This is a genomic window from Acidaminococcus timonensis (genome assembly GCF_900106585.1).
GTDB classification, from domain to species: Bacteria; Bacillota; Negativicutes; order Acidaminococcales; family Acidaminococcaceae; genus Acidaminococcus; species Acidaminococcus timonensis.
On record NZ_FNWH01000005.1, the window covers coordinates 230,593 to 254,596 of the forward strand.

At 52.5% G+C, this 24,004-nt stretch carries 36 protein-coding genes; all 36 read right to left on the reverse strand.

The annotated features are described in order from the left end of the window. Positions 1 to 7: 7 nt before the first annotated feature. Positions 8 to 652 (reverse strand): adenylate kinase, encoded by a 645-nt coding sequence (locus tag BQ5462_RS03015; protein ID WP_071141958.1) that lies wholly within the window; start codon positions 650 to 652, stop codon positions 8 to 10. Positions 653 to 663: 11 nt separating this feature from the next. Next, a complete protein-coding gene (gene secY / locus BQ5462_RS03020) occupies positions 664 to 1,920 on the reverse strand; it encodes a preprotein translocase subunit SecY (RefSeq protein WP_071141959.1) in 1,257 nt (418 codons plus the stop codon). Then, positions 1,921 to 2,361 (reverse strand): 50S ribosomal protein L15, encoded by a 441-nt coding sequence (gene rplO / locus BQ5462_RS03025; RefSeq protein ID WP_071141960.1) that lies wholly within the window; start codon positions 2,359 to 2,361, stop codon positions 1,921 to 1,923. A gap of 15 nt (positions 2,362 to 2,376) precedes the next feature. Beyond that, positions 2,377 to 2,562, reverse strand: a complete 186-nt coding sequence (rpmD, locus tag BQ5462_RS03030; RefSeq protein WP_071141961.1) for a 50S ribosomal protein L30 — start codon at positions 2,560 to 2,562, stop codon at positions 2,377 to 2,379. 12 nt (positions 2,563 to 2,574) lie between these two features. Further along, complete coding sequence (gene rpsE, locus BQ5462_RS03035; RefSeq protein WP_071141962.1) at positions 2,575 to 3,075, reverse strand: 30S ribosomal protein S5; 501 nt, start codon at positions 3,073 to 3,075, stop codon at positions 2,575 to 2,577. Between the two features lie 18 nt (positions 3,076 to 3,093). Further along, a complete protein-coding gene (gene rplR, locus BQ5462_RS03040) occupies positions 3,094 to 3,456 on the reverse strand; it encodes a 50S ribosomal protein L18 (protein WP_071141963.1) in 363 nt (120 codons plus the stop codon). A 25-nt stretch (positions 3,457 to 3,481) separates the two neighbouring features. After that, positions 3,482 to 4,030, reverse strand: a complete 549-nt coding sequence (gene rplF / locus BQ5462_RS03045) for a 50S ribosomal protein L6 (protein ID WP_071141964.1) — start codon at positions 4,028 to 4,030, stop codon at positions 3,482 to 3,484. A 30-nt stretch (positions 4,031 to 4,060) separates the two neighbouring features. Next, complete coding sequence (rpsH, locus tag BQ5462_RS03050; RefSeq protein ID WP_071141965.1) at positions 4,061 to 4,459, reverse strand: 30S ribosomal protein S8; 399 nt, start codon at positions 4,457 to 4,459, stop codon at positions 4,061 to 4,063. A gap of 31 nt (positions 4,460 to 4,490) precedes the next feature. Then, positions 4,491 to 4,676, reverse strand: coding sequence for a type Z 30S ribosomal protein S14 (locus BQ5462_RS03055; RefSeq protein ID WP_012939249.1), 186 nt, complete (start codon positions 4,674 to 4,676; stop codon positions 4,491 to 4,493). A 12-nt stretch (positions 4,677 to 4,688) separates the two neighbouring features. Then, complete coding sequence (gene rplE, locus BQ5462_RS03060; protein ID WP_022486694.1) at positions 4,689 to 5,231, reverse strand: 50S ribosomal protein L5; 543 nt, start codon at positions 5,229 to 5,231, stop codon at positions 4,689 to 4,691. A 23-nt stretch (positions 5,232 to 5,254) separates the two neighbouring features. After that, positions 5,255 to 5,584, reverse strand: a complete 330-nt coding sequence (gene rplX / locus BQ5462_RS03065) for a 50S ribosomal protein L24 (RefSeq protein ID WP_071141966.1) — start codon at positions 5,582 to 5,584, stop codon at positions 5,255 to 5,257. 21 nt (positions 5,585 to 5,605) lie between these two features. Continuing rightward, positions 5,606 to 5,974 (reverse strand): 50S ribosomal protein L14, encoded by a 369-nt coding sequence (gene rplN, locus BQ5462_RS03070; protein ID WP_012939252.1) that lies wholly within the window; start codon positions 5,972 to 5,974, stop codon positions 5,606 to 5,608. A gap of 39 nt (positions 5,975 to 6,013) precedes the next feature. Then, complete coding sequence (rpsQ, locus tag BQ5462_RS03075; RefSeq protein WP_075579434.1) at positions 6,014 to 6,274, reverse strand: 30S ribosomal protein S17; 261 nt, start codon at positions 6,272 to 6,274, stop codon at positions 6,014 to 6,016. A 36-nt stretch (positions 6,275 to 6,310) separates the two neighbouring features. Next, a complete protein-coding gene (gene rpmC / locus BQ5462_RS03080; protein WP_071141967.1) occupies positions 6,311 to 6,505 on the reverse strand; it encodes a 50S ribosomal protein L29 in 195 nt (64 codons plus the stop codon). Continuing rightward, complete coding sequence (rplP, locus tag BQ5462_RS03085; RefSeq protein ID WP_071141968.1) at positions 6,505 to 6,963, reverse strand: 50S ribosomal protein L16; 459 nt, start codon at positions 6,961 to 6,963, stop codon at positions 6,505 to 6,507. The genes rpmC and rplP overlap by 1 nt, the downstream gene beginning before the upstream one ends. After that, on the reverse strand, positions 6,963 to 7,640 hold the full coding sequence (gene rpsC, locus BQ5462_RS03090; protein WP_071141969.1) for a 30S ribosomal protein S3: 678 nt from the start codon (positions 7,638 to 7,640) through the stop codon (positions 6,963 to 6,965). Before rpsC ends, rplP begins: the two co-directional genes overlap by 1 nt. Positions 7,641 to 7,668: 28 nt before the next feature. Beyond that, the gene (gene rplV, locus BQ5462_RS03095) at positions 7,669 to 8,004 is read right to left on the reverse strand and encodes a 50S ribosomal protein L22 (protein WP_012939257.1); all 336 of its coding nucleotides are present in this window, start codon (positions 8,002 to 8,004) and stop codon (positions 7,669 to 7,671) included. Positions 8,005 to 8,027: 23 nt separating this feature from the next. Then, positions 8,028 to 8,306, reverse strand: coding sequence for a 30S ribosomal protein S19 (gene rpsS / locus BQ5462_RS03100; protein ID WP_071141970.1), 279 nt, complete (start codon positions 8,304 to 8,306; stop codon positions 8,028 to 8,030). Between the two features lie 28 nt (positions 8,307 to 8,334). Then, positions 8,335 to 9,165, reverse strand: coding sequence for a 50S ribosomal protein L2 (gene rplB, locus BQ5462_RS03105; RefSeq protein ID WP_071141971.1), 831 nt, complete (start codon positions 9,163 to 9,165; stop codon positions 8,335 to 8,337). A 21-nt stretch (positions 9,166 to 9,186) separates the two neighbouring features. Beyond that, complete coding sequence (rplW, locus tag BQ5462_RS03110; RefSeq protein ID WP_071141972.1) at positions 9,187 to 9,477, reverse strand: 50S ribosomal protein L23; 291 nt, start codon at positions 9,475 to 9,477, stop codon at positions 9,187 to 9,189. After that, entirely contained in the window at positions 9,477 to 10,106 is a 630-nt protein-coding gene (gene rplD / locus BQ5462_RS03115; protein ID WP_071141973.1) for a 50S ribosomal protein L4, read from the reverse strand. Before rplD ends, rplW begins: the two co-directional genes overlap by 1 nt. Positions 10,107 to 10,131: 25 nt before the next feature. Then, the gene (gene rplC / locus BQ5462_RS03120; RefSeq protein WP_071141974.1) at positions 10,132 to 10,791 is read right to left on the reverse strand and encodes a 50S ribosomal protein L3; all 660 of its coding nucleotides are present in this window, start codon (positions 10,789 to 10,791) and stop codon (positions 10,132 to 10,134) included. A gap of 12 nt (positions 10,792 to 10,803) precedes the next feature. Beyond that, entirely contained in the window at positions 10,804 to 11,115 is a 312-nt protein-coding gene (gene rpsJ, locus BQ5462_RS03125) for a 30S ribosomal protein S10 (protein ID WP_012939263.1), read from the reverse strand. A gap of 178 nt (positions 11,116 to 11,293) precedes the next feature. Then, positions 11,294 to 12,487 carry an elongation factor Tu gene (gene tuf / locus BQ5462_RS03130; RefSeq protein WP_071141545.1) on the reverse strand — a complete coding sequence of 398 codons (1,194 nt, stop codon included), beginning with the start codon at positions 12,485 to 12,487 and terminating at the stop codon, positions 11,294 to 11,296. 28 nt (positions 12,488 to 12,515) lie between these two features. Continuing rightward, positions 12,516 to 14,603: an elongation factor G gene (fusA, locus tag BQ5462_RS03135; protein WP_071141975.1), complete on the reverse strand. Its 2,088-nt coding sequence runs from the start codon at positions 14,601 to 14,603 to the stop codon at positions 12,516 to 12,518. Positions 14,604 to 14,626: 23 nt separating this feature from the next. Next, positions 14,627 to 15,097: a 30S ribosomal protein S7 gene (gene rpsG / locus BQ5462_RS03140; RefSeq protein ID WP_071141976.1), complete on the reverse strand. Its 471-nt coding sequence runs from the start codon at positions 15,095 to 15,097 to the stop codon at positions 14,627 to 14,629. A gap of 48 nt (positions 15,098 to 15,145) precedes the next feature. Next, on the reverse strand, positions 15,146 to 15,529 hold the full coding sequence (rpsL, locus tag BQ5462_RS03145; RefSeq protein WP_012939266.1) for a 30S ribosomal protein S12: 384 nt from the start codon (positions 15,527 to 15,529) through the stop codon (positions 15,146 to 15,148). 66 nt (positions 15,530 to 15,595) lie between these two features. Beyond that, positions 15,596 to 15,850 carry a L7Ae/L30e/S12e/Gadd45 family ribosomal protein gene (locus BQ5462_RS03150; protein ID WP_071141977.1) on the reverse strand — a complete coding sequence of 85 codons (255 nt, stop codon included), beginning with the start codon at positions 15,848 to 15,850 and terminating at the stop codon, positions 15,596 to 15,598. Between the two features lie 417 nt (positions 15,851 to 16,267). Next, positions 16,268 to 16,621, reverse strand: a complete 354-nt coding sequence (locus BQ5462_RS03155; RefSeq protein ID WP_071141978.1) for a cupin domain-containing protein — start codon at positions 16,619 to 16,621, stop codon at positions 16,268 to 16,270. Positions 16,622 to 16,691: 70 nt separating this feature from the next. After that, the gene (locus tag BQ5462_RS03160; RefSeq protein ID WP_071141979.1) at positions 16,692 to 17,162 is read right to left on the reverse strand and encodes a threonine/serine exporter family protein; all 471 of its coding nucleotides are present in this window, start codon (positions 17,160 to 17,162) and stop codon (positions 16,692 to 16,694) included. A 9-nt stretch (positions 17,163 to 17,171) separates the two neighbouring features. Further along, positions 17,172 to 17,942 carry a threonine/serine exporter family protein gene (locus BQ5462_RS03165; protein WP_071141980.1) on the reverse strand — a complete coding sequence of 257 codons (771 nt, stop codon included), beginning with the start codon at positions 17,940 to 17,942 and terminating at the stop codon, positions 17,172 to 17,174. A 21-nt stretch (positions 17,943 to 17,963) separates the two neighbouring features. Beyond that, positions 17,964 to 18,653 (reverse strand): uracil-DNA glycosylase, encoded by a 690-nt coding sequence (locus BQ5462_RS03170; protein ID WP_071141981.1) that lies wholly within the window; start codon positions 18,651 to 18,653, stop codon positions 17,964 to 17,966. Continuing rightward, entirely contained in the window at positions 18,650 to 20,602 is a 1,953-nt protein-coding gene (locus BQ5462_RS03175; protein WP_071141982.1) for an ABC-F family ATP-binding cassette domain-containing protein, read from the reverse strand. Before BQ5462_RS03175 ends, BQ5462_RS03170 begins: the two co-directional genes overlap by 4 nt. Positions 20,603 to 20,607: 5 nt before the next feature. Continuing rightward, entirely contained in the window at positions 20,608 to 21,597 is a 990-nt protein-coding gene (gene galE / locus BQ5462_RS03180; RefSeq protein WP_071141983.1) for a UDP-glucose 4-epimerase GalE, read from the reverse strand. Between the two features lie 15 nt (positions 21,598 to 21,612). After that, positions 21,613 to 22,977 (reverse strand): phosphohexomutase domain-containing protein, encoded by a 1,365-nt coding sequence (locus BQ5462_RS03185; RefSeq protein WP_071141984.1) that lies wholly within the window; start codon positions 22,975 to 22,977, stop codon positions 21,613 to 21,615. A gap of 20 nt (positions 22,978 to 22,997) precedes the next feature. Then, the gene (locus tag BQ5462_RS03190; protein ID WP_071141985.1) at positions 22,998 to 23,990 is read right to left on the reverse strand and encodes a hypothetical protein; all 993 of its coding nucleotides are present in this window, start codon (positions 23,988 to 23,990) and stop codon (positions 22,998 to 23,000) included. Positions 23,991 to 24,004: the final 14 nt, after the last annotated feature.

Sequence of the window (24,004 nt, forward strand, 5' to 3'; positions counted from 1 at the left end):
TGCCTCCTTACCCTTTTACAGCCGCTACCACATCAGCATACACCTTATCGATGGGCTGAGTGCCGTCAATTTCCTTGTACACGCCTTCCGTTTTGTAATACGCAATCAGAGGAGCCGTTTGGCTATGGTACGCTTCCAAACGTTTCTTCACAGTGGTTTCTTTGTCATCATCCCGCTGGTAAAGTTCCCCACCGCATTTGTCGCATACGTTTTCCTTTTTGGGAGGATTGTATACCACATGATAGGTAGCACCACAGTTCTTGCAGATGCGCCGGCCGGTCACCCGGGCAACCAGGTCTGCATCAGGCACGCTGATGTTGACCGCAGCCGTCAGGGAAATCCCCAGATCCTTCAGGATCTGGTCCAGGGCAACTGCCTGATCCTGCGTACGGGGAAACCCGTCCAGGATGAATCCTTTGGCACAATCCGGCTGGCTCAGCCGTTCTCTCACAATGCCAATCGTGACACTGTCAGGAACCAGACCGCCGGCGTCCATATATTTCTTGGCTTCTTTCCCTAATTCAGTCCCATTTTTCACAGCCGCACGGAACATATCTCCCGTAGAAATATGGGGAATGGGGAAATCAGCAACTAATTTTTCCGCTTGGGTCCCCTTGCCTGCGCCAGGAGGTCCCATTAAAAGAATATGCATGTTCTCTCTCCTTATTTCATGAAACCCTGGTAGTGCCGCATGAGGGTCATGGACTCTACCTGTTTCATTGTATCAAGCGCTACGCCAACTACGATCAACAAAGCCGTTCCGCCGAAGTATACTCCGGAAATTCCTGTGAGCCAGACGATCAAGTTGGGCATAATAGCAATGAACGCCAGAAAAACAGCACCCGCCAACGTAATCCGGTTCATCACCCGGTCCAGATAATCCGTGGTGGGTTGACCGGGACGCAGCCCGGGAATGAACCCGCCGTATTTCTTCAGGTTATCGGACAGATCGGGAATGTTCAAGCTTACTGCTGTATAGAAGTAAGTAAAGAACAGGATGAGCAGGATATACAGCGTAGTCTGCAATGGGGTGCCCCATGCTAAATAGCCGGCCACTTTCTGGATCCAGGGGATCTTGATGAACTGCGCAATGGTCACAGGAAACATCAATACGGAAGAAGCGAAGATGATGGGCATCACACTGGCCTGATTCACTTTCAAAGGAATGTAGGTGGTGTGGCCTCCGTACATCTTCCGACCTACGATCCGCTTTGCATACTGTACGGGGACTTTGCGGTATGCTACGGTAATGGCTACCACAAACATCACCATCAGGATTGCCAGCACAGCGAAGATCAATACGTTGAAGACGTTAATTGTACCTGCCTGCAGGTACCGGCCGATAACGGCCAGCCCATTGGGCAGTCGGGAAATGATCCCGGCGAAGATGATCAGGGAAATACCGTTCCCGATCCCTTTCGCAGTGATCTGTTCCCCAATCCACATCAGCAGCAGCGAGCCTGCGGTAAGCGTGATGACGATCATGGCAAAAGAGAAGAAGTCAGGATTGTTGACTGCCGCTCTCAGACCATACGCCATCCCGATTGCCTGAATGGCACCAAGGCCGACCGCCGCATAGCGGTTGATTTTGTTGATTTTTTTTGCTCCTTCCGCTCCCTCTTTGGACCATTCTTCCAAAGTCGGGATCACCACTGTCAGCAGCTGCGTAATAATTGACGCATTGATGTAAGGAGTAATGCTCATAGCAAATATGGAGAATTTGCTAAGTGCACCGCCGGAGAACAGATCCAACAAACCGAACAGGTTTCCACTGTTGAAAAGCCGTTCGATCATGGCTGCGTTAACCCCCGGAACGGGAATCTGCGTACCAGCCCTGAAAACTATGAACATCGCAAGGGTAAATAATAATCTCTTTCGGAGTTCTGTAGCCTTTAACAGGTTATCAAGGGCTGATGCCAATTAGATCACCTCTACCTTACCGCCGGCAGCTTCGATCTTGGATTGAGCCGTTTTGCTGAAGCCCATAGCTTTTACAGTGACCTTCTTGGTCAGTTCGCCATTCCCCAGGACACGGATACCGTCACGGATGTTTTTCACCAGGCCGGCTTCAATCAGGGATACAGGATCGATTACAGCACCGTCGTCAAAGCAGTTGAATACTTCCACGTTGATTTCAGTGTAATGTTTACCGAATTTATTGTAGAAACCGCGTTTCGGCAGACGCAGATACAACGGTTTTTGGCCGCCTTCGAATCCAGGCCGTTTCACCCCGCCGCTACGGGATTTCTGACCTTTTTGACCTTTGCCGGCCGTTTTACCCACACCGGAACCCAGGCCGCGGCCTACGCGGACGCGAGCTTTCTTGGAGCCGGCAGCGGGAGCCAATTCATGCAAATACATTTGCAGACCTCCTTATTACGCCTGAACGTCTTCTACTTTGACCATATGAGCCACTTTGTGGAGCATACCGCGCAGAGTAGGAGAATCTTCTTTGACAACGCTGGAACGGATCTTGGTCAATCCCAGAGCTTTCACAGTAGCGCGTTGGTCTTTGGGATACCCGATTAAGCTACGGGTCAGCGTGACTTTAACTTGTGCCATCATGCTACCTCCTTAGCCTAACAATTCTTCAACGGTTTTGCCGCGCAGAGCAGCAACGTCTTTGGCATTCTTCAGGGACTTCAGACCTTCCATGGTAGCCCGAACCACGTTGTTGGGGTTGGAGGTACCCTGGGATTTGGTCAGGATGTCACGGACACCAGCCAGTTCCAGGACCGCACGGACAGGACCGCCGGCGATAACCCCGGTACCTTCCATAGCCGGTTTCAGCAGAACACGGCCAGCACCGAAAATGCCGATTACTTCGTGAGGAATGGTGGTGCCTTTCAGAGGAACGGTAATCAGGTTCTTTTTGGCATCATCCACACCTTTGCGGATGGCTTCGGGAACTTCGGCTGCTTTGCCCAGGCCCATGCCAACCTTACCGTTTTCATCACCTACAACAACCAAAGCAGAGAAGGAGAAACGACGTCCGCCTTTTACGACCTTAGCTACGCGGTTGATGAAGACTACTCTTTCTTTGAAGCCATCATCTTGTTTTTCGTAATTAGCCACTCTTATGTCCTCCCTCTGTTAAAATTCCAGACCGGCTTCGCGGGCGGCTTCAGCCAGGGCTGCCACACGGCCATGGTACAGATAACCACCACGGTCGAAAACAACAGTTTTGATGCCCTTTTCCAGAGCTTTCTTAGCGATTTCCGTGCCAACAGCTTTGGCAGCTTCAATGTTGCCGCCGTAGTTTTCCTTGTTGGCTTTTTCAACGGTGCTGGCAGATACCAGGGTTTCACCAGTTTCATCGTTGATGATCTGAGCGTAGATGTTGCTCAGGCTGCGATATACATTGAAACGGGGTTTTTCAGCCGTTCCTACAATATTTCTGCGCATACGCAGATGCCGTTTTTGGCGAGCTGCGTTTTTATCTTTCTTGTTCAGCAAGAGATTCACTCCTTCCTCTTAGAAATTATTTCTTGCCTTTGGCGCCGGCTTTACCTTCCTTGCGGATGATATGTTCGCCTACATAGCGGATCCCTTTGCCTTTGTAGGGTTCGGGAGCACGCAGGCTGCGGATTTCAGCAGCTACAGCACCAACTTTTTCTTTATCGATACCGGAAACAATGATTTCCGTAGAGTTCGGGCAATCGAAGGAAATGCCTTCGGGAGGATCCATCACGCAGGGATGGGAGAAGCCCAGGGTGAAGCTCAGCGCTTTGCCCTTTTTGGCTACACGGTAGCCGACGCCTTGGATTTCCAGATGTTTGGAGAATCCTTCCGTAACACCCAGGATCATGTTGTTGATCAGGGTACGGGACAAGCCGTGCAGGCTGCGATACAGTTTATCATCGTTGGGACGGGAAACGGTGATGACACCGTCTTTCAGTTCCACGGTCAGTTCTTTATTGATTTGACGGCTCAGTTCACCTTTCGGTCCCTTAACGGTAACCAGGTTATCTTGTACCGTTACCGTTACCTTGTCAGGTACGGTAATCGGAGCTTTACCAATTCTAGACACTTATAAGCACCTCCGGTCCTAGGGAATATCTTACCAAACGTAAGCGACGACTTCGCCGCCCAAGCCAGCCTTCCGGGCAGCTTTGTCCGTCATCATACCCTTGGAGGTGGAGATTACGGCAATGCCCAGGCCGCCCAGTACGCGAGGCAGCTGGTCCTTTTGGGTGTAAACTCTCAAACCGGGTTTGGAGATACGTTTGATACCAGAAATCACTTTTTCCTTGTTAGGACCGTATTTCAGTTCTACACGGATCACATTCTGATGTTCACCGGCTACGACTTCGAAATTCTTAATGAATCCTTCTTCCTTCAAAATCTCTGCGATGGCAGTTTTGATTTTGGAGCAGGGGATTTCAACTTTATCGTGATGAACCGAATTGGCATTACGGATTCTCGTAAGCATATCGGCAATCGGATCAGTCATGGTCATTTATAAAAGCCCTCCTTCCTTTTTCCGCTTCTTACCAGCTTGCTTTCGTTACACCGGGAATGGCGCCTTCGTAAGCGTATTTCCGGAAGCAGATACGGCAGATGCCGAATTTGCGCATGTAAGCATGCGGTCTGCCACAGATTTTGCAGCGATTATATTTACGGACCTTGAACTTCGGTTCCGCTTTCCATTTTTCAATCAATGCGGTCTTTGCCACGGTTTTTCCTCCTTATGCCCCAAACGGCATACCCAGAAGCTTCAGCAGTTCTCTGCCTTCTTCGTCGGTCTTAGCAGTCGTAACAATGATTACATCCATGCCGCGGACTTTGTCGACTTTATCATAGTCGATTTCGGGGAAAATCAGCTGTTCTTTCAAGCCGATGGAATAGTTGCCACGACCATCGAAGGATTTCGGGTTCACGCCTCTGAAGTCACGCACCCGGGGCAGGGCAATATTCATGAATTTATCCAGGAATTCGTACATCCGGCTGCCACGCAGGGTCACTTTGACGCCGATGGGCATACCTTCACGCAGTTTGAATGCAGCGATGGATTTCTTGGCTTTGGTGATGATGGGTTTCTGACCGGCGATCATGGTCATATCTGCAACAGCACTTTCAATGGCTTTGCTGTTGGTCACAGCTTCACCGCAGCCGATATTCAAAACAACTTTTTCCAGTTTCGGAATTTCGTTGACGTTCTTGTAATTGAATTTTTCCATTAAGCCTTTTACAGCTTCGGAATTGTATTTGTCTTGCAGTCTCGTTGCCATCTGTTTTCCTCCTTTCCCGAAGATTATTTGTCGATGACTTCCCCGCACTTTTTGCAGGCTCTGGCGAATCCATCACCATTGGCCACTTTCTTAACGCGGGTCGGTTTCTTGCAGGACGGGCATACCAGCATCACGTTGGAAACGTTGATCGGAGCTTCTTTGGTGATGATCCCACCCTGGGGGTTGCTCTGGGAAGGTTTCGTATGACGCTTTACTTCGTTGACGCCTTCCACAGTAACCTTGGATTTCTTCGGGAAAGCAGCCAGTACTTTGCCTTCCTTGCCTTTATCTTTACCGGTCAATACCACGACGGTATCGCCTTTTCTTACGTGCAATTTTACGGCTTCAGCCATTTCTGCAACACCTCCTTGTTCTTAGAGCACTTCCGGTGCCAGGGAAATGATCTTCATGAAGTCTTTATCACGCAGTTCCCGGGCAACCGGCCCAAAAATACGAGTGCCCTGAGGGGTCTTATCGTCTTTGATCAAAACGGCAGCGTTTTCATCGAAACGGATGTAAGAACCATCCGGACGACGGGTGCCTTTTACGGAACGCACCACAACGGCCTTTACTACATCACCTTTTTGGACAACGCCACCGGGTGTAGCATCTTTGACAGAAGCTACGATGATGTCACCGATGTTGGCGTATCTCCGATAGGAACCGCCCAGCACACGGATGCACATAATCTTTTTGGCGCCGGTATTGTCCCCAACATTCAGCACAGTCTGCTGTTGAATCATGGTTTACCTCCCTTGCCAAGCTATGCTCAGCAGTCTATCTTATTTTGCCCGTTCTACGATTTCAACTACGCGCCAGCATTTATCCTTGGACAAAGGACGGGTTTGAGCGATTTTCACGATATCGCCAACATGAGCGTCGTTGTTTTCGTCATGAGCCTTCAGTTTAATGGTATGCATTACGCCTTTTTTGTAAAGAGGGTGTTGAACCAGACGTTCAATAGCAACGACAACGGTCTTCTGCATCTTGTCGCTTACGACTTTACCAGTACGCGTAACACGTAAGTTTCTCTCTTCAGCCACGGATTGTATCCTCCTTCGCTTAGGGTAGTACCCGGATTAAGCGTTTACTTCGCGTTCCCGTTGGATCGTTTTGATCTGGGCAATGGACTTCTTGACTTCTCTGATCTTCATCGGATTGTCCAGTTGTCCGGTTGCCATTTGAAAACGCAAGTTAAAAAGTTCATCTTTTAAGCCTGTCAGCTTTGCATCCAGCTCTTCAACAGACATTTCTCTGATTTCGTTAGTTTTCATTAAGCTTCACCACCTACTCCATTTTCACGCGCGGTGACTTCGGCATCTAACTGAGCTTTCGTTACAAAGCGAGTCTTGATCGGCAGTTTGTTGCCAGCCAGACGCATAGCTTCCTTAGCGATATCTTCCGTTACGCCAGCCATTTCAAACAGAACACGGCCAGGTTTCACTACCGCTACCCAATACTCAGGAGCACCTTTACCACTACCCATACGGCTACCAGCAGCTTTGGCAGTTACGGGTTTGTCAGGGAAAATTTGAATCCAAACTTGACCGCCACGTTTGATGTAACGGGTCATAGCAATACGAGCAGCTTCGATCTGCCGGTTGGTGATCCAGGACGGTTCCAGTGCCACCAGACCGTATTCACCGTGAGCAACCCGGTTGCCACGCATTGCACGGCCTTTCATGCGGCCTCTCTGCTGTTTACGATGTTTTACTCTCTTCGGTAATAACATTATTTCGCCCCTCCTTCTTGCGCTTCAGGAGCTTCTTTCTTTGCAGGTTTGGTCGGCAGGACTTCGCCTTTATAGATCCATACCTTTACGCCGATACGGCCATAAGTGGTATGAGCTTCTGCAGTCCCATAGTCGATGTTGGCACGCAGGGTATGCAGGGGGATACTGCCATCACGATAGCTTTCGGTACGGGCAATTTCAGCACCGCCCAGACGACCAGCGCACTGGATCTTGATACCCTTGGCACCCAGACGCATGGTACGGCCCACGCACTGTTTCATGGCACGACGGAAAGCAATCCGGCGTTCCAGCTGGGAAGCCACGTTTTCAGCAACCAGGGTAGCATCCATATCCGGTTGTTTAACCTCGATGATGTTGATGTCCAGTTTGCTGTCGGTCATCTTAGCCAGGTCTTTTTTCAGCAGTTCGATGTTGCTGCCCTGACGGCCGATCACGATACCAGGTTTTGCGGTGTAGATGCTGATGCGCATCTTTTGTTCGGTCCGTTCGATCACGACCCGAGAGATGCCAGCCTGGAATTGTTTATCTTTAATGAAGTTACGAATCTTGATATCTTCCAACAGATTCTTTTGATAGTCTTTGTCGGCGAACCATTTGGAATCCCAATCGTCGATTACGCCCACTCTGAAACCATGTGGATTAACTTTTTGACCCACTATTCATTCCCTCCTTCTGTCAGGATGTTTATTTTTCGGAAACAGCCACAGTGACATGGCTGGAACGTTTCAGGATCTTGAAGGCCTGTCCACGAGACCGCGGATGGATTCTCTTCATGGTAGGACCCTGGTCAACGAAAGCGTTGGAAACGACCAGTTTGTCAACGTTCATGTCAAAGTTATGTTCAGCGTTCGCAACAGCGGAGCGAAGAACTTTTTCAATAACCTCAGAACCAACCTTCGGGGTAAACTTGAGGATTGCAAAGGCTTCGTTCACAGACTTGCCACGGATCAGGTTGATCACGATGCGCAGTTTGCGAGGTGCGATACGGATGTATTTGGCAACAGCTTTAGCTTCTTGCATCTATTTTATCCTCCTTCCCCTGATTATTTCGTAACGGCAGCGGCTTTATCGCCATGGCCCTTGAACAGACGGGTAGGAGCGAATTCGCCTAATTTATGGCCGACCATATCTTCGGTGATATACACAGGCACATGTTTCCGACCATCATGGACGGCAATCGTGTGGCCCAAAAATTCAGGGAGAATCGTGGAGCTGCGGGACCAAGTCTTGATGACTTTCTTTTCCTGTGCAGCGTTCAGCGCTTCAACTTTTTTCAGCAGACTAGCTTGGACATAAGGTCCTTTTTTAACGGATCTGGACACTCTTTATGCCTCCTTTCAACAAACTCTATTATTTCGTTCTGCGTTTCAGGATCAGTTTCGTAGAAGCTTTCTTGTGCTTCCGGGTACGAGTACCGAAGGCGCTCTTGCCCCAAGGAGTAACAGGACGCTTACGACCAACAGGGGAGTGACCTTCACCACCACCATGCGGATGGTCGTTCGGGTTCATTGCCACACCACGGTTGGCAGGACGGACACCCAGCCAACGGGTACGACCAGCTTTACCCAGGTTCAGGTTTTCGTGATCCAGGTTACCGATCTGACCGATGGTTGCACGGCAGAAGATGTGTACCTGACGCAGTTCGCCGGAAGGCATACGCAGCAGAGCATAGCTGCCTTCTTTAGCCATCAGCTGAATGGCGGCACCGGCGCTGCGGCCCAGCTGGCCACCTTTGCCGATCTTCATTTCCACATTGTGGACCATGGTACCCAGAGGGATGTTCTGCAGGGGCAGTGCGTTACCGATCTTGATATCGGCTTCCGGACCGCTGACCAGCACATCGCCAACCTTCAGGCCCTGAGGAGCCAGGATGTACCGTTTTTCACCGTCTGCATAGTTCAGCAGAGCAATGTTGGCGCTGCGGTTGGGATCATATTCGATGGTCGCAACTTTAGCAGGGATGTTGTCTTTATTCCGTTTGAAATCGATGATACGATATTGTCTCTTATGACCGCCGCCCTGATGACGAACCGTGGTCTTACCGGTGTAGTTACGGCCGGCATGCTGGTTCAGTTTAACAACTAAGGGGCGATGGGGCTTGTCCGTAGTGATCTCTTCGAAGGTGGACACAGTCATGTTCCGCCGAGAAGGAGAGTACGGGTTAAAGCTTTTAATAGCCATTGTTTGTCCTCCTTATGCGAATTACATTCCTTCGAACAGCGGAATTGTATTACCTTCAGCCAGTTTTACAATCGCTTTCTTGTAATCGGAACGTTTGCCTTCATATTTGCCCATGCGCTTGGTTTTGCCCAGTACGCGGATGGTGTTGACATTTACTACCTTCACATTGAAGATATCTTCAATGGCTTGGCGAATTTCAGTCTTGTTTGCGCCCATAGCTACCTGGAAAGTATATTTGTTATCCTTCATCATATCAGAAGTCTTTTCGGTCACGATGGGTCTGATGATAATGTCGCGAGGATTAGCAGCCATTATGCGAGCACCTCCTCAATTCTTGCTACGGCATCTTTAGCCAGCAGTACTTTTTCCGCATTCAGGATATCGTAAACGTTCAGGCAGTCGTTGGACAGAGCCTTAACCTTTTCGATGTTGCGGGAAGATTTTTCTACGTTTTCGTTTTCCCCATCCGTAATGATCAGGGCTTTTTTGTCAACAGCTTCGAAACCTTTCAGCAGAGCGACTGCATCTTTGGTTTTGGGAGCTGCCAGGGTCAGGCCGTCAACAACGACCAGAGCGCCTTCAGCAACTTTTGCGCTCAGTGCGCAGCGGATTGCCAGACGACGAGCCTTGCGGGGCATATCGATTGCATGACTCCGGGGAGCAGGACCGAAGACGGTACCACCGCCTACCCACAGAGGAGAACGGACGGAACCAGCACGAGCACGGCCGGTGCCTTTTTGTTTCCAGGGTTTTCTGCCACCGCCGCGGACCAGACCACGGGTCTTGGTTGCATGAGTGCCCTGACGTTCGTTAGCTTGTTGCATGACAACAGCCTGATGGACAACTGCTTCGTTGAATTCTACGCCAAAGACGTAATCCATCAATTCTATTTCTTCACCGGTTTGTTTGCCGGTCATATCGTAAATTGCTACTTTCGGCATTGAAACGCCCTCCTTTCGTTAAACCTTATTTTGTAACTGCTTTCACGACATCGGGACGAACCGTGTCTCTCAGCAGCAGGAAGGTACCAGCGGCACCAGGTACAGAACCTCTCACCATGATCAGGTTGCGGTCCTTATCCACTCTTGCGATCTTCAAACGTTGCACAGTCGCGCTGATTCCACCCATACGGCCAGGCAGCTTTTTGCCTTTGATTACACGGCCGCCAGGACCGGAATGCATAGGACCGTTGGAACCGGGTTCACGATGGGATTTGGAACCGTGTTTCATGGGACCGCATGCGAAGTTGTGGCGTTTGATCGTACCAGCGAACCCTTTACCGCGGGAAACGCCGACAGCGTCAACCAGATCGCCGGCTGCGAAAATGTCAGCAGCAATCTTGTCACCGATTTTATATTCAGAAGGAGCATCCAGGCGAACTTCACGGACAACCTTTACAGGAGCCACGCCAGCTTTGTCGAAGAAGCCCTTCATGGGTTTGTTGACTTGTTTTTCTTTGATATCACCGAAACCGAGTTGAACAGCATTGTAGCCGTCTTTTTCTTCGGTCTTGTTTTGCAGCACGACGCAGGGACCCGCTTCTACAACAGTAACGGGAACCAAAGTACCGTCAGCTTCAAAAATTTGGGTCATACCTAATTTTTTGCCAATGATTCCTTTAGCCATCATCGCACCTCCTTACGCTTTGATCTCGATATCTACACCAGCAGGAAGATCCAAGCGAGTCAGTGCATCGATCGTCTTAGCTGTAGGTTCCAGGATGTCTACCAGTCTCTTGTGAGTCCGCATTTCGAACTGTTCACGAGAGTCTTTGTTGACATGCGGGGAACGCAGAATCGTATAGATGTTTTTTTCCGTAGGCAGGGGAATCGGACCGGATACTTGCGCACCCGTGCGTTTCGCCGTTTCTACGATTTTGGAAGCACTCTGATCCAGTGCTTTGTAGTCATACGCTTTCAGGCGTATACGGATTTTTTGAGTCTTTGCCATTCGTAATTTCCTCCATTCGCCACGTTTCCAAGAACGGACATACTCAGCAGAAGTTCCCTTCCCAGCCAGCGGGCCAGAAGCCATCTTCTGCCTCATCGCGGGCCCTAAAAAACATAAGAATATGAGGGGCTTTGGCCAAGCCCCTCATATGGGCTTTCATTTCATTGAACCGAAGTGATTAGGCTTCGATTTCAGTAACAACACCGGCGCCAACCGTATGGCCGCCTTCGCGGATAGCGAAACGCAGACCTTGTTCGATGGCGATCGGGGTGATCAGTTCCACATCCATCACAACGTTATCGCCAGGCATTACCATTTCGGTGCCTTCGGGCAGGTGAGCTACACCAGTAACGTCAGTGGTACGGAAGTAGAACTGCGGACGATAGCCGTTGAAGAACGGAGTATGACGGCCGCCTTCTTCTTTGGTCAGTACGTAAACCTGACCTTTGAATTTCGTATGAGGATGGATGCTGCCCGGTTTGGCCAGTACCTGACCTCTTTCTACTTCAGTACGGTCGATACCACGCAGCAGGCAGCCGATGTTATCGCCGGCTTCAGCCTGATCCAGGGTCTTGCGGAACATTTCCAGACCGGTGGCAACGGATTGTTTCTTTTCGTCTTTCAGACCTACGATTTCAACCGTGTCGCCAACTTTGATCACGCCACGTTCCACACGGCCGGTAGCAACGGTACCACGACCGGTGATGGTGAATACGTCTTCGATAGGCATCAGGAACGGTTTGGCCAGGTCATGGACAGGAGTCGGAATGTAGTCATCCACAGCTTCCATCAGTTTGCGGATGTTGTCTTCCTGTTCCTTGTCGCCTTCCAGGGCTTTCAGAGCGGAGCCTACAACGATGGGCACTTCGTCTCCAGGATAACCGTACTGGCTCAGCAGTTCACGGACTTCCATTTCAACCAGCTCGATCAGTTCAGGATCGTCGACTTGGTCGGATTTGTTCAGGAACACTACGATGGCAGGTACGCCAACCTGACGAGCCAGCAGGATGTGTTCACGGGTCTGAGGCATAGGACCATCAGCAGCGGAAACAACCAGGATGGCACCGTCCATCTGAGCAGCACCGGTGATCATGTTCTTTACATAGTCAGCGTGCCCCGGGCAGTCAACGTGTGCATAGTGTCTCTTCTGGGTTTCATATTCAACGTGAGCCGTGTTGATGGTGATACCACGTTCTCTTTCTTCCGGAGCCTTATCGATATCGGCATACGCTTCGAAAGTAGCTTTGCAGCCCGGAGTTTCGGACAGGACTTTGGTGATAGCCGCAGTCAGAGTGGTCTTGCCATGGTCAACGTGACCAATGGTACCAATGTTCACATGGGGTTTGGTTCTTTCAAATTTCTCTTTAGCCATTGTTATATCCTCCTAATGATCACAAGGCTCAGCCCTGTGCAGTTCCTTTATTTTTAGCAATGATCGCTTCTGCGATATTCTTAGGAACTTCTTCGTAATGGTCTACTTCCATGGAGTAGTTGCCGCGGCCCTGGGTCTTGGAACGCAGGTCCGTTGCATACCCGAACATTTCGGACAGGGGAACATAAGCCGTAATGACTTGTGCGCCGCTTCTGGCTTCCATGCCTTCGATGCGGCCCCGGCGAGAGTTCAAGTCGCCGATAACGTCGCCCATGTATTCTTCGGGGATCGTGACTTCCACTTTCATATACGGTTCCAGCAGAACAGGGTTGGCTTTCATAGCGCCGTTCTTGAAGCCCATGGAACCGGCAATCTTAAATGCCATTTCAGAGGAGTCGACTTCGTGGTAGGAACCATCAAACACGGTAACACCGATGTCCACCATAGGATAGCCGGCCACAACACCGTTTTCCATGGCTTCCTTGACACCTGCTTCAACAGGAGCGATGTATTCTTTCGGAATAGCGCCACCAACGATCTTGTTTTCGAACTTGAAGCCTTCGCCCGGTTGCAGCGGGGTCAGTTTCAGCCAGCAATCGCCATACTGCCCTTTACCACCGGACTGACGGACGAATTTGCCCTGGCTTTCCACTTCCTTGCGGATGGTTTCTCTGTAAGCTACCTGCGGGTTACCCACAGTGCAGTCTACGTGGAACTCTCTCTTCAGACGGTCAACGATGATATCCAGGTGAAGTTCGCCCATCCCGGAGATGATGGTCTGAGAGGATTCCGGATCCGTGCGGACACGGAAGGTGGGGTCTTCTTCAGCCAGTTTGCTCAGAGCGATACCCATCTTTTCCTGGTCAGCTTTCGTCTTCGGTTCGATGGCTACGGAAATAACCGGTTCAGGGAAGACCATGGATTCCAGGATGATCGGGGCTTTTTCATCGCACAGGGTGTCGCCGGTGCCGGTGTCTTTCAGACCTACAGCAGCAGCGATATCGCCGGCGTATACATCATTGATTTCCGTTCTGTGGTTGGAATGCATCCGCAGGATACGGCCAATGCGTTCTCTCTTTTCCTTGTTGGCGTTGTACACATAAGAGCCAGCGCTCAGGGTACCGGAATATACCCGGAAGAAGGCCAGACGACCAACATAGGGGTCAGTTGCGATCTTGAAGGCCAGAGCTGCGAACGGAGCATTGTCGTCGGAAGGACGTTCTTCTTCTTCGCCGGTCTCAGGATTGGTCCCTTTGATGGCAGGTACATCCAGAGGAGAAGGCATGTAATCGATGATGGCATCCAGCAGAGGCTGTACGCCTTTGTTCTTGTAGGAAGAACCGCAGGTTACAGGGAAGAGTTTGCATTGGCAGGTCATCTTCCGAATGGCGCCTTTGATTTCTTCCTTGGTCAGGTCTTCGCCTTCCAGGTATTTCTCCATCAGGTTGTCATCGCTTTCCACGATGGCTTCCAGCAGGATCTGACGATATTTTTGAGCCTGTTCCACGTATTCTTCAGGAATCGGTTCAAATTCTTCATCTTTACCCAGTTTATCGCCGTAGATGATGGCTTGCATCTCTACCAGGTCAACCAGGCCTACGAAGCTGTCTTCTGCGCCCATGGGGATCTGGATGGCAACAGCGTTGGCACCCAGGCGGTCCTTCATCATTTGGATTACGTTGAAGAAATCAGCACCCGTGGTATCCATCTTGTTGACATAAGCGATACGAGGAACATTGTATTCTTCCGCCTGACGCCATACGGTTTCGGACTGGGGTTCAACGCCGCCCTTGGCGCTGAACACAGCCACAGAGCCATCCAGGACACGCAGGGAACGTTCAACTTCTACGGTGAAGTCAACGTGGCCCGGGGTGTCGATGATGTTAATAGAATGGCCTTTCCAATGGCAAGTCGTAGCAGCGGAAGTAATCGTAATACCACGTTCTTGTTCCTGGACCATCCAGTCCATGGTGGCAGCGCCGTCATGAACTTCACCGATCTTATGAGTCTTACCGGTGTAGAACAGGATCCGTTCCGTGGTCGTAGTCTTACCGGCATCGATGTGAGCCATGATGCCGATGTTTCTAATTTTCTCTAAGGGAAACTCTCTACCCACGAATTACTCCTCCTTAAGGAATCTTACCAACGATAGTGAGCAAACGCTCTGTTTGCTTCAGCCATCTTGTGCGTATCTTCACGTTTCTTGACAGCAGCGCCAGTGTTGTTGGCAGCATCCATCAGTTCGCCAGCTACGCGTTCATACATGGTCTTTTCACCGCGCAGGCGGGAATAGTTGACCAGCCACCGGATACCCAGCGTGGTTTTCCGGTCAGCTCTGACTTCCACAGGAACCTGGTAGTTGGCACCGCCGACCCGGCGAGCTTTGACTTCCAGGACGGGCATTACGTTCTTCATGGCAGCGTCGAACACTTCCATGGGATCCTTCCCGGTCTTGGAATGGATCAGATCGAATGCATCATATACGATACGCTCAGCAACACCTTTTTTGCCGTCGAGCATAATTTTGTTGATGAATCTGGTTAACAGTTTGGAACCATATACTGGATCCGGTAATACGTCTCTTTTGGTTACAGGACCTTTTCTCGGCATCTGTATTTCCTCCTTCGTTATTTTCTCATTCTACAGCTGGCAGGCTAATTATTTCTTAGCTGCTTTCGGGCGCTTAGCGCCGTATTTGGAACGGCCTTGGTTGCGGTCAGCAACACCGGCGGTATCCAATGCACCGCGAATGATGTGATAACGAACACCAGGAAGGTCCTTGACTCTTCCGCCTCTGATCAGGACAACACTGTGTTCCTGCAGGTTATGGCCAATACCAGGAATGTAAGCAGTTACTTCAATACCATTGGTCAGACGGACACGAGCAACCTTCCGCAGAGCAGAGTTAGGTTTTTTCGGAGTGGTGGTGTACACTCTCGTGCAGACACCGCGTTTTTGCGGTGAATTTTTCAATGCTGGCGCCGTGGATTTTTGAGTAATAACTTGTCTACCTTTACGAACCAATTGGTTGATTGTAGGCATTCCGGCACCTCCTTTCTCGAGAATAAGATTTAATGATTATGAAGATCTTCCGCAAAGCGGAAGATTCTACCGGGTTTGGAGCACAGCAGCAACGGATGCTCCCACGTGGATGCCGCAGGCCCTGCCGAGTTCCTGCATGGTGGGGACCGTCTCCACGACGATACCCTTGGCTTCGCACAGGTCCTTTACGGGACCCGTCACGTGTTCATCTGCATCCAGGGCGATCAGGACTCCAGCAGCCTGATCCCGGGCGATGGCTTTCTGGGATTGCTTCACACCGACTACAACTGGAGAACCGTTTTTTACGTCTGCGAGAAACATTTGACACCTCCAAAAGACATACTACCCCTCTGTGACACTGTGGTATTGTAACATCCTTGACACCCAATGTCAAGGTTTTTCTCAATATTTTTTGCGCTTTAGCCCACATTTTATGCGCTTCTTTCTTTACACAGTTCCTAGTGTTTCTTTTTGCTGTAAACAATGGCTGTTTTTCTCATGTTTCGGGCATTGGTACTGTGCTAAAGCAACGAAATTTTCTCGTTTTTGGTCTCAATTTGGACGAAGCAGGATGCATAGAATATCAATGTTTCACAAAAAGTTTTCATTTATTGGCAAAAAAAAATAAACAGGAACTGTCTGGAGAGCAGTTCCTGTTATCTTTTATAATCTGTGACCTGGAAACGGACGCCCCTCATGGGTCGTCCCTACGGAGGTCCGGGCAAACACGATTCAATATTACCGCTGATAGCCCGGGGTGTTGTTGATCAGGGCGATGAACACCAGATCTTCTCTGCCTGTGTTCTTCAGCCCGTGGGTTCCGCCGTCGGCGCAGAACGTCACGTCACCTGCCTTCACCATCAGCGTCTTGTCCTCGTCGGTGTATTCCCCTTCGCCCTTCAGCAGATAGTAGGTCTCGTTATTTCCCAGATGCTGATGGACGGGGACGGCACAGCCTGGATGCAGGGTGATCCGGGCAAACAGGTCATTGGTGCCATTGAAGTATTTGGGATCCAGCAGGATTTCCTTTTCGATGGTACCGGTCTTCGGATTCTTCACCACCTGTTTTTCTCTCGTCGTGAAAACTGCCATGGCAATCTCCTCCTCTCTATTCTCTATGGGTATTATAGCCATTTCCCCGTGCCTTTGCAAAAAAGCAGCCCTATTTCCCGCCCTTTTTCGTTATGAGCTGGCGGCTGGTCTTATACACCTTGGCCAGGCCCGAAACCAGCAGGATCCCCATGGCAATGGCCATGGCATCCAGGGCTGCCGACACGAACGTATGCATCCCCATGCTGTAGGAATCCAGCATGGTATAGTTCATGGCCCGGTACAGGGGCAGCCCGGGGACCAGCGGAATGACTCCGGGGATGGAGAAGATGGGCACCGGCTGTTTGTACCAGCGGGCAAAGATTTCGCTGCAGATGGAAAGAGCCACCGTGCCTGCGAAGTTGCTGAGCATGGAACTGAGCCCAAATCCGCTCAGGAGGATGATATAGACCTCGAAGCCCACCATGCCCACGAATCCAGCCTTGTACAGGCAGCTTCTGGGACAGTTGAACAGTTTCCCGAACGCCACCGTGGCAAAAAAGGAAAACAGGGTTTTGATGAATATGGTTGCAGCCAGCGGCATACATGCCTCCTACATATACAGAATGCCCAGGACGGTGGCGATGCCCACAGCGACCCCCACTACCAGGAAAATGGCTTCCCCGGCCCGACAGGTGCCACTGAGCAGGTCGCCGGCCATAAAGTCACGGATTCCATTGGTAAAAGCCATACCGGGCAGCCAGGGCATGGCACCTCCCGCAATGGCCAGCTCCATGACCATATCCGGACAGATTTTCCGGAACAGGACCACAGTCAGGCAGATGATAGCCCCGGCCATGGTGGTGGCCCAGAAGTTGCTGGGACGGAAGGGAGACAGCGCCTTCACGAAAGCCATGGAAAACAGAGAACCCAGGAAGGCTGCCAGGAATTCCAGCAGGCCGCCTCCCAGCACCACAGCAAAGAAACCGCCGGCCAGCCCTGACCAGAAGATATCTTCCCGGGCCGGGCGGGGCTTGCGCATGGTTTTTTCCGCAAGCATGGCCATGGTATCCTGGAAACTCTTGTTCCAGTGGGGCATCTGAAAACTCATGGCGTTGACCTCGCTGATGAGGGTCAGGTCCGTCCCCCGTTCCGTCACCCGGTACATGAGGCTGGCCCCTTCCATGGTCTCCTCCCCGATCATGATCAGGGACGGAGTGCAGAAGGAGGCGATGGTGTGCATGCCCCCCTCATGGCAGATCCGCAGCATGGTATCCTCCACCCGATAGGTCTCCGCTCCACTGACCAGCAGGATCTTGCCTGCGGTCAAGGCAATTTTCAACACTTGTTCCTTGCTCATGGAAGCTAAGGTACTTCTTTGCATGGCAGACTCCTTTGCCCGTTCTTACTGGTGAAACAGCCGATCCACAGCCTCCCGGAACCGGTTGGCGCCGCCCATGGACGGATGGGGCACCGCCGCACAGGGCACCCCGTATTTCTCCAGCGTACCGGCACTTTTCCGCCCGATGGCGATCACTTTCATCCCCGGCAGCAGTTCCAGCAGATCCCGGGCGAACTGGATGCCCACATCCAGTTCCGGCCCTGTGGGCGTCCGGTTGGTCAAAATACCGGAAGGTTTATAGGGATGGAAAGGAAAAATGTTCCACAGCACGGTCTGGAAGGGTGCCAGGCCCTGCTTGGCCAGTTCCCCCCACATGATGGTGGCCGTGGGTTCGTTGAACCCCTCCTCCCGCTGTTTGCGGTTGAGAAGCGGGCTTTCCGGATTGCTGGTCCGCCGATAGTCCCAGTTTTCCCCCAGCACCACCTCCGGACGTACCGTGGGATGATGCCCCAGCAGGATCCGTTCGCTGGTCATGGCCATACCGGAAAAATGGCCGCCCTGGTACCCCAGGCCCTCGGCGATGAACAGGAACCGGGCGTCCCGGCGCAGCTCCAGGTAGCGGCGAAAATTGGCCGACCGGATCACCGGTGCCTGGGGCCCGATATCACATTGGGGATCATAGTCCCCCCATGGGTTGAAGCAGCCCTCCCCGTGGAAGTGCTGCAGTTTCTGCAAAAACTCTTCAATGGTCATTCCAAAGACTCCATCAGTTTTTCCCATTTCTCCATAAGCCCGTCCAGGATCTTTTCCTGTTCCGCGTACTCATTGGCCAGTCGGGTACTGGTTTCCAGATCCTGCTGGTTGGCCGGGTCGGCGATCTGGTTGCTGAGGACCTTCTGCAGGGCTTCGTACTCCCGGATCTTCAGTTCTACCTGGGGCAGCAGTTTCTGGGCCTCTCCGGGGCTGTAGGGCTTCTTCTCCGTTTTCTTTTCCGCCGGCCGGGGAGCAGCCGGTTTCCGGGATTCCGGAGCAGGCATATCTTTTTCCGTGGGTTTCGTTTCTTTGGCTTTTTCCTCCGGTGCCGCGGCTGCCGTTCCCGTCAGCCGTTTCTGCCGTTCCTCCAGATAAAAGTCGTAGTTGCCCTTGTAATCGATCACATGGCCCTGTTCCACCGCCCAGATCCGATCTGCTACCTCGTTGACCAGGTACCGGTCGTGGCTGACCAGCAGCACGGTGCCGTCGAAGGTCTCCAAGGCCGCTTCCACAGCCTCCTTGGCGGCGATATCCAGATGGTTGGTGGGTTCGTCCAGCAGCAGGCAGTTGGCCCCGTCCAGTACCAGTTTCAGCAGTACCAGCCGGGCTTTCTGGCCCCCTGACAGGGTCCCGATCACCTTGAACACATCTTCGCCGTGGAACATCATGCTCCCCAGAAGGCGGCGGGTCTGCTCATCCGTCAGCCCATACTCTGTCAGGAAGTTCTCCATAATGGTCTGCTTCTCGTCCAGCCGTTCATAGCTCTGGGAGAAGTACCCGATCTTCACCCGGTTTCCGATGCGGGCCTCTCCCTTCAGAGGCGGCAGTTCCTGGAGGATGGTTTTCAACAGAGTGGATTTGCCACAGCCGTTGGGACCGATGATGGCCACCTTCTCCCCCCGGCGCAGGGTCAGATCCACATCCTGGAGCAGCGTCGTTCCGGGATATCCCACGTCCAGATGCTCCAGCATGATGACCTTTTCCGCACATTCGGCAGCATGGGGCAGCCGCAGTTCGAATTCTTCCTCCTGTACCGGAGCGTCGATCCGTTCCAGCCGGTCCAGCTGGGACTGGCGTCCCCGGGCCATCTTGCTCTTGATTCCCGCCTTGAACCGACGGATGTAGGCCTCCTGGCGGGCAATGTATTCCTGCTGGGCCTCGTAAGCCCGAGTCTGGGTCAGGACCTGCACTTCCTTCTGTTCCAGATAACGGGAATAATTTCCCTTGAAACGATGGATGGTTCCCCCTTCCATTTCCAGGATGTCATCCACTACATTATCCAGGAAAGCCCGGTCGTGAGAGATCACCAGCACCCCGCCCCGGAATTCTCGCAGGTATTTTTCCAGCCATTCGCTCATGACAATATCCAGATGGTTGGTGGGTTCGTCCAGGATCAGCAGATCCGGGGAATTCACCAGAGCCGCCGCCAGCTGCAGACGGGTCTTCTGGCCTCCGGACAGCTTGTCCGCCCGGTTTTCCCAGGTTTCCTCAGGATAGCCCAGGCCGATGAGTACCCGTTTGATGTTGCTTTCATAATGATAGCCGTCCAGATGGGCATAGCGGCTCTCGGTACGGGCATACTGGTCCAGGATCCCCTGGAGCTCCTCTCCCCCGGCTTTGCCGCTGGCCTCTTCCAGTTTCTGCATCTTGTCCCGCAGGCTCAGGATGTCCGGGCAGGCATGCTGCATGAACTGCCAGATGGTCTCCTCCCGGAAATCATCGAACCCCTGTTCCACATAGCCCAGGCGCAGCTCCCCGGCGAACTTCACCGTGCCTCCGTCCGCAAAATCCGGGTTCAGCAGGCAGCGCAGCAGCGTAGTCTTGCCGGAGCCGTTGACCCCCACCAGACCCACTTTTTCACCCTGCCGGATGGTAAAACGTACATTTTGAAAAATATCGTGGACGCCGAAACTTTTTTTCAGGCCGTCCACGGTAACTAAAATATCCATACTGCTTATTTTTCGTATCCTTTGGGATGACCCTCATGCCACCGCCAGGCCGTAGCCACGATCTCTTCGATGTTGCTGTGGCGGGGTTCCCAATGGAGCTCCTTCTTGATTTTTTCCGAAGAAGCGATCAGTTTGGCCGGATCCCCGGCTCTTCTGGCTTCTTCTTTCACCGCAAAACTGCGGCCGGTGACCTTTTTCACCGTTTCGATGATTTCCCGTACGGAAAAACCGTTTTCCGTACCCAGGTTGTACACCCGGCTGCCGCCCCCCTCTTTCAGGTGGTTCATGGCCAGTACATGGGCGCTGGCCAGGTCCTTCACATGGATGTAGTCCCGCAGGCAGGTTCCATCCGGGGTGGGATAGTCCGTCCCGAAGATGGACACACTGTCCCGCTGTCCCAGCGCCGCCTGGATGATCAGAGGGATCAGATGGGTCTCCGGCCGGTGGTCTTCTCCGATGTTCCCCAAAAGAGACGCACCGGCAGCGTTGAAGTACCGCAGGGCCACATAGCGAAGGCCATAGGCCTTGCTGTAGTCTTCCATCATCTTTTCGATCATCAGCTTGGTCCGGCCGTATACGTTGGTGGGATGCAGGGGCATATCTTCCGTGATGGGCACCTGTTCCGGTTCCCCGTATACCGCAGCCGTGGAAGAGAACACCAGCTGTTCCACGCCGGCTTCCCGCATGGCATCCAGCAGGCCCAGGGTCCCTGCCACGTTGTTGTAGTAGTATTTTCCCGGGTTCACCATGGATTCGCCCATCTGGCTGCTGGCCGCAAAGTGGAGCACCCCGTCGATCTCATATTCCCCCAGCACATGCTTCAGGAAGTTGAAGTCGTGGATGTCCCCTTCGATCAGCTGCACTTTTTCCGACACCGCATCCACATGGCCGGTGCTGAAGTTATCGTACACAATGGGGGTATACCCGTTGGCCACCAGTTCTTCCACCACATGGGAGCCGATGTAGCCGGCTCCCCCTGTTACCAGTACGTTCATTCCCAGAAATTCCTCCTATGCTCTTTCTCCGCCGATCAGTTCCAGCATCTCCCGGGTCTTCTGCTTCAGCAGGTCCTTGTCGCCCCGGGTTTCGATGTTCAGCCGGACCACCGGTTCCGTATTGGATTTCCGCAGGTTGAAGCGCCACTCATTGTAAACCACGCTGAGCCCGTCCATCCGGTCCTGGATTCCGGACTTAAAGTGCCTGGACAGCCGCTCCAGCACTTCGTCCGCATCCTTGACCTTCAGGTTGATCTCTCCGCTGCAGGGATATTCAGCGATCCGGGCATCCACCATCTGGCTCAGGGTCATACCGGAGGTGGAAATCAGAGAGATCATCAGCAGCCAGGGGATCATCCCGCTGTCGCAGTAGGAGAAATCCCGGAAATAATGGTGGGCACTCATCTCGCCCCCGTAGATCACATTGTTCTTCCGCATGCATTCCTTGATGAAGGCATGACCGCTCTTGCAGCGCACCGGTTCCCCGTCGAAGCGGGCAATGATGTCTTCCGTATTCCAGGTCAGCCGAGGATCATACAGGATCCTGCTGCCCGGATGCTTCTTCAGGAAGTATTGGGCGAACAGCCCCACCAGGTAATACCCTTCGATGAACCGGCCATTCTCGTCAAAGAAGAAGCAGCGGTCGAAATCCCCGTCCCAGGCAATACCCAGATCAGCGCCCACCTTCTTCACAGCTTCGGACGTGGCCGCCCGGTTGTCCGGAAGCAGCGGATTGGGCACCCCGTTGGGGAAGTTGCCGTCCGGCGTCTCGTTGAGCATGAAGAACTGGCAGGGCAGATGTTTGGCCAGTTCCCGCACAATGGGACCAGCGCCGCCATTGCCCGGATTGGCCACGATCTTCAGCGGCAGCAGGCTCTTCACATTGATATAGGAAAGCAGATGTTCCACATAGCTGGGTACGATGTTGATTTCTTCATAGCCGCCCCGTTTTTCTGCCTTGGGCACCCGGGTCTCGAAATCGTCAGCCGCCACCAGCGCAGCCAGATCCTTCAACCCCGTATCCGCCGAAATGGGCCGGGCTTCAGAGCGGACCAGCTTCATGCCATTATAGTCCTTGGGATTGTGGCTGGCGGTGATCATCATGCCCCCGTCGGTCTTCAGATGGGCAGTGGCGAAATAGATCATTTCCGTACCACACTGGCCCAGATCCAGTACCTGGGCCCCGGCGTCCCGCATCCCATCCACAGCCGCCTGGCTCAATGCCGGTCCGCTGAGACGGATATCGTGACCCACCACCAGCTTCTTGGCTTTCAGGTACCAGGCCAGGGCACGCCCCAAACGGTACGCCAGGTCTTCGTTCACTTCCTCCGGTACAATGCCCCGGATGTCATAGGCCTTGAATGCTTTTGTGCTGATCACGATACTCTCTCCTCTACATTTTATTTTTCATCCAGCAATGCCAGATTTTCAGACGGCAGCAGGTCCTGGGCCTTGCTCAGAGGGACCCGCAGGCCACTCCGGTTCAGGATGGCCATGCTGCCATTCTTCAATACGATATCTGTCCGGGCCAGTTCCCGCAGGACGAACCCGATGGCCACCAGGAAGTTCAGCCGGTCCTTTTCCTCCAGGGTGAACAGGTTGTAGTCGTTTTTGACCGTGAGCAGGTGCTGCAGGTACAGGATCTGCTCCCGCTGCTCATTTTTCAGCAGGTCCATGGTCTTGCGCACATGGACCACCACTTCCAGCAATCGCTGTCCCCGGGCTTCCGCGTCAGCCAGCAGCAGGGAATGGGTGTCCGTATCCGTCTTGAAATGGACCGCCTGCTCCTTGGTCATCTTCGATCCGTCCTTGTCGGAAAAATACCCGGGCCGCAGCACCTTGGGGAAACACATGATGGATTCCAGGACACTCATTTCGTCCAGGGCCGTCACTTCCGACGTATACAGGGGCTGGTCCATGATTTTTTCCATGACCAGTTTGGCCTCGTCCCGTTCCAGTTCCGACTGGCTGTAGGAACTGGCCGCCCCGCCCTGGAGGGCCAGTACCGTCAGCATGCCGGTGCCTTCTGTATCCAGTTTCTTGTCCTGGATCCGTTCCACCACTCGGCGGATCCGTTTCAATTTCCGCACATCCTGGGGCAGCATATGGAGATTTTTATGACTCTTGTACGTATAATGTCCAGGCAGGTTCTCGACTTTCTCCAAAATGGCGAAGACCTTGTCATAACAGCCCCATACATGGAGTTTCAGATGGCCCAGATTTTCCACTTCCGGGGTCAGCTGTTCCAGGACCTTATAAAACTTGAACCGTTCTTCATTGTACCGTTCGATGGCATTTTTCACCATGTTTTCTGCGCTGGTAGCGCTTTTGTATAATTTCAGGCCAGCCGCACCGATTCCAGCAGCCGCCCATACAACAAGCGGTATTGGCATGACAAAAGCCTCCT

Excerpts from the sequence above, each read along its gene's own strand:
- rplE (WP_022486694.1), bottom strand. The coding sequence starts at position 5,231 with ATGGCAACGAGACTGCAAGACAAATACAATTCCGAAGCTGTAAAAGGC.
- rpsH (WP_071141965.1), bottom strand. The coding sequence starts at position 4,459 with ATGACCATGACTGATCCGATTGCCGATATGCTTACGAGAATCCGTAAT.
- rplD (WP_071141973.1), bottom strand. The coding sequence starts at position 10,106 with ATGCCGAAAGTAGCAATTTACGATATGACCGGCAAACAAACCGGTGAA.
- rplV (WP_012939257.1), bottom strand. The coding sequence starts at position 8,004 with ATGCAAGAAGCTAAAGCTGTTGCCAAATACATCCGTATCGCACCTCGC.
- rplW (WP_071141972.1), bottom strand. The coding sequence starts at position 9,477 with ATGGCTGCTAATCCTCGCGACATTATCATCAGACCCATCGTGACCGAA.
- BQ5462_RS03150 (WP_071141977.1), bottom strand. The coding sequence starts at position 15,850 with ATGTTTCTCGCAGACGTAAAAAACGGTTCTCCAGTTGTAGTCGGTGTG.
- BQ5462_RS03015 (WP_071141958.1), bottom strand. The coding sequence starts at position 652 with ATGCATATTCTTTTAATGGGACCTCCTGGCGCAGGCAAGGGGACCCAA.
- tuf (WP_071141545.1), bottom strand. The coding sequence starts at position 12,487 with ATGGCTAAAGAGAAATTTGAAAGAACCAAACCCCATGTGAACATTGGT.
- rplO (WP_071141960.1), bottom strand. The coding sequence starts at position 2,361 with ATGTATTTGCATGAATTGGCTCCCGCTGCCGGCTCCAAGAAAGCTCGC.
- rpsJ (WP_012939263.1), bottom strand. The coding sequence starts at position 11,115 with ATGGCAAAGACTCAAAAAATCCGTATACGCCTGAAAGCGTATGACTAC.
- rpsL (WP_012939266.1), bottom strand. The coding sequence starts at position 15,529 with ATGCCTACAATCAACCAATTGGTTCGTAAAGGTAGACAAGTTATTACT.
- rpmD (WP_071141961.1), bottom strand. The coding sequence starts at position 2,562 with ATGGCACAAGTTAAAGTCACGCTGACCCGTAGCTTAATCGGGTATCCC.
- BQ5462_RS03170 (WP_071141981.1), bottom strand. The coding sequence starts at position 18,653 with ATGACCATTGAAGAGTTTTTGCAGAAACTGCAGCACTTCCACGGGGAG.
- rplC (WP_071141974.1), bottom strand. The coding sequence starts at position 10,791 with ATGGCTAAAGGAATCATTGGCAAAAAATTAGGTATGACCCAAATTTTT.
- rpmC (WP_071141967.1), bottom strand. The coding sequence starts at position 6,505 with ATGAAAACTAACGAAATCAGAGAAATGTCTGTTGAAGAGCTGGATGCA.
- BQ5462_RS03175 (WP_071141982.1), bottom strand. The coding sequence starts at position 20,602 with ATGGATATTTTAGTTACCGTGGACGGCCTGAAAAAAAGTTTCGGCGTC.
- BQ5462_RS03190 (WP_071141985.1), bottom strand. The coding sequence starts at position 23,990 with ATGCCAATACCGCTTGTTGTATGGGCGGCTGCTGGAATCGGTGCGGCT.
- rplP (WP_071141968.1), bottom strand. The coding sequence starts at position 6,963 with ATGTTATTACCGAAGAGAGTAAAACATCGTAAACAGCAGAGAGGCCGC.
- BQ5462_RS03155 (WP_071141978.1), bottom strand. The coding sequence starts at position 16,621 with ATGGCAGTTTTCACGACGAGAGAAAAACAGGTGGTGAAGAATCCGAAG.
- galE (WP_071141983.1), bottom strand. The coding sequence starts at position 21,597 with ATGAACGTACTGGTAACAGGGGGAGCCGGCTACATCGGCTCCCATGTG.
- rplX (WP_071141966.1), bottom strand. The coding sequence starts at position 5,584 with ATGGCTGAAGCCGTAAAATTGCACGTAAGAAAAGGCGATACCGTCGTG.
- BQ5462_RS03160 (WP_071141979.1), bottom strand. The coding sequence starts at position 17,162 with ATGCCGCTGGCTGCAACCATATTCATCAAAACCCTGTTTTCCTTTTTT.
- rpsG (WP_071141976.1), bottom strand. The coding sequence starts at position 15,097 with ATGCCGAGAAAAGGTCCTGTAACCAAAAGAGACGTATTACCGGATCCA.
- rplB (WP_071141971.1), bottom strand. The coding sequence starts at position 9,165 with ATGGCTATTAAAAGCTTTAACCCGTACTCTCCTTCTCGGCGGAACATG.
- rplN (WP_012939252.1), bottom strand. The coding sequence starts at position 5,974 with ATGATTCAACAGCAGACTGTGCTGAATGTTGGGGACAATACCGGCGCC.
- BQ5462_RS03165 (WP_071141980.1), bottom strand. The coding sequence starts at position 17,942 with ATGCAAAGAAGTACCTTAGCTTCCATGAGCAAGGAACAAGTGTTGAAA.